The organism is Colwellia sp. C1TZA3, from assembly GCF_007954265.1.
Lineage (GTDB): Bacteria > Pseudomonadota > Gammaproteobacteria > Enterobacterales > Alteromonadaceae > Cognaticolwellia.
This window is the reverse complement of record NZ_VOLS01000053.1, coordinates 21,020-28,962: the sequence shown is the minus strand read 5'-3', so window position 1 is coordinate 28,962 and position 7,943 is coordinate 21,020. Positions and strand designations below refer to the sequence as shown.

The window sequence follows — 7,943 nt, the reverse complement described above, 5'->3', positions numbered from 1 at the left end:
TGGTATAATACCAATCCCATTAAGTTATTGCTCACTTGTACTAGTTAAAATAGCTCAATGCTGTGTTGCTCTCAATCCCAATAGCCAGCTATTGCTCAATCGAGCGCCTTACCTTGAGTTATTTTTCCTGCGCACAAAAAGATCACAAACTTAATGGAACTGGTATAACTACAAAGATGCAAAACGTTTGGTATGAGCATCAGTGCTACCAAACAAAAATTGAATGGTGGTTAAACGTTTAAAAATATGACCGACATCAAGCTCATCAGTCATTCCTATAGCACCGTGTAGCTGTATTGACTCACGAGCTATTAAGTTCGCTGCTTTACCAATACGACTTTTCGCCGCTGACAATGCTTTTGCATCACTGCCATTATTGCTATCCATTTTTAATACCGCCATCAATAGGATAGATTTAGCCTGCTGATGTTCAATAAACATATTAACTAAACGGTGTTGAATAGCTTGGAAAGAGCCAATAGTACGGCCAAACTGTTTACGTGTTTTAGCATATTCTAAGGTACGCTTATGGGCAATTTCCATCGCGCCAACGGCTTCGGCGCAAATCGCTAAGGTGGCTTTATCAATAATATTATTAATGGCAGGTAAGGCATTATCTTGCTCACCTAACAGGCCAAGGGTAGGGGTGTTGTCAAACCAAATGTCAGCCGCTTGATGACCATCAACATTAGCATAACCTTCACGTTTAACACTGGGGTGATGAGCGTCAACAAGGAATAAGCTGATGCCATTATCGTCATTGGTTGCACCAGCAGTGCGCGCGGCAACAATTAAGGTATCAGCATGATTACCATTTAATACTACCGACTTTTGACCGGTAATAACAAATTGGCCCTCATTTTTGATAGCACTACATTTTACGTTGTTTAACTGATAACGACTTTGTGGCTCGGCATAGGCAAAAGCCATTTGCAGCTCACCAGCCATTATTCTAGGTAAGTAATCGTCTTTTTGCGCTTGATCACCGGCCAAGGCAATTAAGCCACCTGCCATAACGGCTGTTGCAAGGAAAGGTTCAACGACCATGCCTTTGCCAAACTCTTCCATGACCAACATAAGGTCGACCATTGAACCGCCTAAACCGCCGTCTTCTTCGGTAAATGGCAGCATTAACCAGCCAAGTTCAGCAAATAAACGCCAATTTTCTTGACTAAAACCTGTCTCTGATGCCAGTATTTTTCGACGAGTATCAAAATCATAATCGTTGAGAATAAACTTCGATACACTATCTTGAATCATTTGTTGTTCGTTGTTTAACGAAAAATCCATTGTAAACTCCTAATGCTAATTTAAAGGCCTAAAACGGCTTTGCTGATAATGTTAGTTTGAATTTCGTTACTGCCGCCATAAATAGAAGCTTTACGGTTATTAAAGTAACGTAATGTACTGTTTGTTGCCATGTCAGGGCCAATGCTTTGTCCGTCAAAGTCATCATTAAATTGATGAGGAACAAATGGCATGGCGTAATATCCAGCCGCTTCGACATACAATTCGTCAATGGCTTGGATAATTTGTGTGCCAACAATTTTTAAAATGGAAGACTCTGGCCCCGGCGCTTGGCCTGTGCTAATAGCAGAAAGTGTGCGTAACTCAGTATATTCTAAGGCTAATAAATCAATTTCTACTTGTGCGACTTTTTGTGCAAAAATAGCGTCTTCAATTAACTTATTATCGCCATCAGGCGATGTTTGGGCTAATGTTTTTAATTGTACTAGGCGATCTTTAGAGATAGCAACGCGAGCGATACCGGTTCGCTCATGGGTTAATAGTACTTTAGCGTAGGTCCAACCTTCACCTTCTTCACCAATAAGATTAATCGCAGGCACACGCGCATTATCAAAATGAACTTCATTAACCTCATGTCGACCATCAATGGTAATAATGGGTGATACCGTTATTTTAGGGTCATTCATGTTAATTAATAGGAAACTTATCGCTTCTTGGTTTTTAACGCTCGGCTCCCCCGTTCTTACCAAACAGAATATCCAATCAGCATGTTGGCCTAAGGTTGTCCATGTTTTGGTGCCGTTAACAACATATTCATCGCCTTCTTTTACCGCTGTTGTTCTAACTGATGCCAGATCAGAGCCTGAACCAGGTTCTGAATAACCCTGACACCACCAAACATTACTGGCTAATACGTCAGGTAAAAAGCGTTGCTTTTGTTCCTCGTTACCAAAGGTATAAACAACAGGCGCGACCATTTTCAAACCAAAAGGGATGACATCGGGGCCACCGGCTTTGGCACATTCATTGGCAAAAATATATTTTTGCGTTGGTGTCCAACCTGTTCCGCCATGCTCAACTGGCCAATTAACACCGGCCCAGCCTTGTTTGTAGAGTATTTTTTGCCACTGGTTACATTCATCTTTAGATAAATGTAAGGCGTTTTTGGTTTTTTCAGCGATATCTTTAGGCAACTTTTCTTGCAAAAATTGCTGCACTTCTTGTTGAAAGTCTTTTTCTTGAGCGGTAAAGTTTAAATTCATTGTGCAAATCCTTCGTTGGTCTTAATTTATTGAATGTCTTTGATCATATTTTTGGCAATTATCATTTGTTGGATCTGGGTTGTGCCTTCGTATAATCGAAATAATCTGACGTCACGATAAAGTCTTTCTACGGCGTATTCTGAAATGTAGCCAGCACCACCGTGAATTTGAACGGCCTTGTCAGCGACTCGTCCCACCATTTCTGTGGCAAATAACTTACAACAAGAAGCTTCTGTGGTTATTTTCTTGCCTAAATCTTTTTGTCTTGCCGCATCAAGTACCATGCATTTAGCTGCGTAAGCCTCAGCTTTACTATCTGCTAACATCACTTGGATCATTTGGTGCTCAACAATGGGCTTACCAAATTGTTTTCTATCTATGGCGTATCTTAAGGCATCGTCAATTAACCGCTCAGCAATACCGACACTTAATGCTGAAATATGCAGGCGACCTCTGTCTAGCACTTTCATTGAGGTTATAAAGCCTTTGCCTTCAACGCCACCAATAATACTTTCGGCAGGGACACGGCAATTCTCAAAAATAACATCACAGGTATGAGAGCCTTGCTGGCCCATTTTCTTATCTTTAGGTCCAAGGGTAATACCAGGAGTCGATGCATCTACTATAAAAGCAGATATTCCCTTAGATCCTTTAATCGATGGATCGGTTCGAGCCATTACAGTAAAGGTTCCGGCTCTTGGCGCATTAGTAATATAGCGTTTGGTGCCATTAATAATATACTCATCGCCTTGCTTTATTGCCGACGTTTTTACGGCTGAAGCGTCAGAGCCAACGTCTGGCTCGGTTAAACAAAAAGAACCGATAAGCTCACCTGAGGCATATTTAGGTAAGTAGGTTTGTTTTTGTTTTTCAGTGCCGTCAAATACAATAGCGGCAGAGCCAATACCATTGTTAGTACCAATGAGGGAGCGAAAAGCCGGTGATGTTCTACCTAACTCAATAGCGACCAGCGCCTCTTCCTCCATAGTCAGACCTAAGCCGTCATATTCTTCTGGGATTGTCATACCAAACAAGCCCATCGCTTTCATTTCTTGAACAATATCATCTGGAATAGCATCGTTTTCTGCGACTTCATTTTCCGCAGGGACTAAACGCTCTCTGACGAATTTTGAAATAGTGTCTAGAAACTGATCCAATATTTCTTGATCTCGAATCATTTATCAACCTCAACATAAAAGCTTTTTATTCCGCACAGTGGAACACGCGGGTAAGTAAATATCAAGGTTAATTGTGGCTAACAGCATTATATTTGCTGACTAAATAATAATATTAGTTTTATTTTTAGCTTTATATTATTTTTGTTAATGTTAAGTTAAATGGATTACAGTGGAATTAATGGCTAAATAAAGTGCTTGCATATTCCGCTATGCAGAATTAGTATCAGTTAAATTTATTTCTGAATGTGTTGGTTTTTTAGGCTTTATTTGATTTTACCGGTTTAGGTATTAGCCATATTTCGGTTGGATCAATAAGTGATTTTTAACGCAGAATAGGCTCTAGGTGCAAGGCGGTATGCGCTGCTGTACTTAGTTTATAACTATTTAATGTGCGAATTATTATGGCCATGTAACCAAAGGTTTGGTGGGGATTTAGCGCAGTAAGCAGAATAATTAAGGGTTGTTGGAGTGATTAAGTAGCCTTTAATTGAAAAAATTATAATAAAACAAAATAAAATAAAATGAATAACAGGGGAAACAGATGAAAAATACCAGACTAAAAAGAAACTCCATAACCATCGCTATTAGCGCAGCGCTTGGGATTATGGCAAGTAGTGCTTTGTATGCCGAAGAAGTAAAAGTTACTGACAAAAAAGATATCGAGAAAATCCAAGTCATTGGTTCTCATTTAAAAGGTTCGGCATTAGAAACCTCAGCGCCTGTGCAAACGATTAGCCGAGCTGATTTAGAAAAAATTGGCTCTCCCTCTATTGTTGAAATGACTCAGAAGTTGTCAATCAGCTCTGGTATTCAAGGTAATTCAAATCAATATGGTTCAAATGGTACTGAAGGGACTTCTAATATTAATTTAAGAGGACTAGGCGCCGGTCGTACTCTAGTGTTAATTAATGGTAAAAGACACACTTTTAACCCTTATGCTATTGTTGATCAACAAATGCTTTATGTTAACACCCAAGACATTCCTTCGATGGCAGTTAAACGTGTTGATGTGTTAAAAGAAGGTGCTGCGGCCATATATGGCTCTGATGCCATAGCCGGTGTAGTTAACTTTTCAACCCGCAGTGACTTTGAAGGCTTAGAAGTAAAAGCTGATTATAAAAATTTACAAGATAGTGATGGTGATTATGGTTTAGGTTTTATCTGGGGACTAGGTAATGATGATACGCATTGGGTAACTTCTGTTAGCTATGATAAAACTAATACTATAAATACCAGAGATAAAGACTGGGCGGTACAAGACTTTGCCACTAACCCACAAGGGGGCTGGTCATCAATTGGTAATCCACCATCGATATTTAATGCCGCTTGGCTCGGTGATAACTCACAACCTAAATACTTAATAGACCCTGGCTGTGAAACCCTAGGCGGCACGATAGCCGGTGTTTGTAAATTCCAATATAGTCCGTATTCAGCGTTAAATGATGGCGATACCCATTTAAAATTATTTAGTGAACTAAATCATGATTTTAAAAATAATGTGCGATTACATGTTGAAGTCTTGTATTCAGAGACTGAGGTACCGACCACTTATGGCTCACCGTCGTATCCACCACAAAAATTAGTTGATTTTGCCGACCGTTATGTACCGACTTATCATCCTGCATGGCAAGACCTAGTGGCGGGTAACCCTGAATTTGCCAGTGCTCCTCATCCATCGTTAGACCGTGTTGCATACATTGGTCGTACTGTCGGTGTGGAAGGGCCTTCTAGTGAAGGTGGTTTAGAATATAACACTTACCGAATAGCAGCAGATCTAGAAGGTAAATTTGATAATGGTTATAACTGGCAAACGGGCTTTGCTTATTCAAATTCAAAACTTGACTATGCCAGTAACCCCGACACATTAATCGTGCCATTGAAAAATGCGCTATTAGGTTACGGTGGCGATAATTGTGATATGGCAGCAGGTGTGCCAGGTGCAAATGGCTGTTTATTCTTTAACCCGTTTTCTAATGGCATTGAAAAATCGGCTTCTAATGGCGCGACTAATCCAAACTACAATCCGGCATTAGCTAACACTCAAGAAGTTTTAGATTACGTTGAAGGTACCAGAACGTCACAAAAAGAAACGGAATTGTTTGTGCTTGATGGCTTATTTTCGGGTGACTTAGACATTGAATTAGATGGCGGCATTGTTGAGTTTGCTGTTGGCGCTCAGTATCGTTATGAGTCGTTTTCAAATGAAGTGAACGACCTAGGAAATTTAGCGATAAATCCATGTCCAGTGATGGGTGAAACAGATTGTGCAAATCCTACTGGTGTTTTTCATTTTCGTAGTGGTGAGCTGAATCAAGATTCATCACAAAGTATTCATGCGGTATTTGGTGAACTTGCGTTACCGGTATCAGATGATTTAAGTATGCAAGTTGCTTTGCGATATGAGGATTATGGCGGGGAAGTGGGTAATACCATAGATCCAAAAGTATCAGCGCAATATACCATTAATGATAACTTTTCATTACGCGGCTCTGCGAGTACTACCTTTAGAGGACCGACACTAAATCAACTAGAAGGCAGTAATACTACACTTTCTTATGTCGGTGCTACAGGCGCTTTTAAAGCTGTAGATACTCAAGGTAACAGTGGCTTAACACCAGAATCTGCCGTAGCGTTAAACTTTGGTGTTATTGGTGAATTTTGGGACGATCGCTTATTCGCAACGGTTGATTTTTGGTCATTTGACTTAAGTGATCCGATTATTGTTGAAAATTATAATGCGGTATTATCAGCTGCAGTAGCAGGTAACGAAACTTATACTGAGCAAGTGCAATGGACCGAGCCTGGTAACGCGAAAACAGTAGAACGTATTGAAACTAAAATAATTAATGGCGCTGATGTTAAAACCAGTGGTGTTGATGTGCAATTACGCTTAAATGTTACCGACTATTGGACCCTGAACATGAATGGCACCTATACGGCAGAATATAAAGTAGCTGGAGATGATTTATCAGCAGCTTTTGATGCCGCGGGTTTCCTAAATAAAACTAACTCTAATCGTCCAATACCCAAGTATAAAGCCACTATGACCAATAGTTTTGACTTCGACAATCACAATGTTAGCTTATCTACTTATTATGTTAGCGATTATAAAGATGAGCGAGAAGCGTTATTTACCACTAACACTCGAGGCCAAGTCATTGATAGCCAAGTACAGTTGGATTTAAGTTATAACTATCGCTTTAATGAAGATCAAACCAAATTGAACTTCACAGTGAGTAACTTAACAGATGAAGAACCTTCATTTGCTCGTTTAGATTTAAACTATGACCCGTTTACACATAATCCTTTAGGTCGTACTTTTAAATTAAGTGTTGTGCATAAATTTGCTGAATAATCATTAAAAGCAGTGTAAAGCTATAAGCTTTAAGCTTTAAGATTCAAGCTATAAGTTATAGAGCTTTAAGGCATTTTAGCATTGCAGCATTAAAGCCTTAGTGCTGGCTTTATTAAATAATGAGACAAAATCCGATGACGTTTATCATCGGATTTTTTATGTCGGGTACGCCAAGAAAAAAATGGTGAATGCTTTTAAATGGCATTTTTGGTCAAAAAAATAGCTATAAATACCCAATGCAGCAATTAATTAATCTGCTTGGTATCAACAAGGATTATTATGTTTAACATACTTAAAATTTTTTCAGTGTTATCACTGAGCGTTTCAGTAGCGGCATTTTCAGCGCCGCTGACATTATCTAGTCAGGATATTGCCCAAGGTGAATTTATGTCTAAAACACATGAATTCAGAGGCTATAGTTGCTCAGGCGGCGATCTGTCACCACATCTTAAATGGTCTGACGCCCCCAAAGGCACAAAAAGTTTTGCCATTACCGCCTATGATCCTGATACAGCTTCAGGCAGTGGTTGGTGGCATTGGCAGGTAATAAATATCCCTGTGACTGTGCTAGAAATACCCACAGGTGTAGCGAATAAAAAAAACAGTATCCCTAAAGGCAGTACTCAAATAGAAAATGATTTCAGTATTGCCGGTTTTAGTGGCGCTTGTCCGCCTAAAGGCGATGGTTTACATCACTACCGCTTTACAATACATGCACTATCAGTCGATAAAATTGACTTACCAGAAAACACTTCTGGCGCATTAGCAGGCTACATGATAAATCTACACACCATAGAATCGAGTACCATTGAGGCCTTGTACCAGCGCGATTAACCTAAGTTTTTAAAGTAAGTTGGCTAGGTTTAAATATGCTAAATTTTTTAGCCAGAAAACAGCGCA

General features: G+C 39.7%; 5 protein-coding genes. 2 read left to right on the top strand and 3 right to left on the bottom strand.

The genetic code is table 11. From position 1 onward, the window contains the following. Nucleotides 1-168 precede the first annotated feature (168 nt). Genes ESZ39_RS13970 through ESZ39_RS13960 form a run of 3 tightly spaced genes read right to left on the bottom strand, consistent with a single transcriptional unit; the run spans nt 169 to nt 3,688 of the window. On the bottom strand, nt 169-1,290 hold the full coding sequence (locus ESZ39_RS13970) for an acyl-CoA dehydrogenase family protein (protein ID WP_146880519.1): 1,122 nt from the start codon (nt 1,288-1,290) through the stop codon (nt 169-171). Between the two features lie 20 nt (nt 1,291-1,310). Further along, nucleotides 1,311-2,510 carry an acyl-CoA dehydrogenase family protein gene (locus ESZ39_RS13965; protein ID WP_146880518.1) on the bottom strand — a complete coding sequence of 400 codons (1,200 nt, stop codon included), beginning with the start codon at nt 2,508-2,510 and terminating at the stop codon, nt 1,311-1,313. A gap of 26 nt (nt 2,511-2,536) precedes the next feature. Next, complete coding sequence (locus tag ESZ39_RS13960) at nt 2,537-3,688, bottom strand: acyl-CoA dehydrogenase family protein (RefSeq protein WP_146880517.1); 1,152 nt, start codon at nt 3,686-3,688, stop codon at nt 2,537-2,539. A 541-nt stretch (nt 3,689-4,229) separates the two neighbouring features. On the opposite strand from ESZ39_RS13960, the gene ESZ39_RS13955 reads away from it, so the two are divergent. Both ESZ39_RS13955 and ESZ39_RS13950 read left to right on the top strand, forming a co-directional pair. Continuing rightward, entirely contained in the window at nt 4,230-7,043 is a 2,814-nt protein-coding gene (locus ESZ39_RS13955; RefSeq protein WP_146880516.1) for a TonB-dependent receptor plug domain-containing protein, read from the top strand. Nucleotides 7,044-7,322: 279 nt separating this feature from the next. Further along, nucleotides 7,323-7,877, top strand: coding sequence for a YbhB/YbcL family Raf kinase inhibitor-like protein (locus tag ESZ39_RS13950; protein WP_146880515.1), 555 nt, complete (start codon nt 7,323-7,325; stop codon nt 7,875-7,877). Nucleotides 7,878-7,943 lie beyond the last annotated feature (66 nt).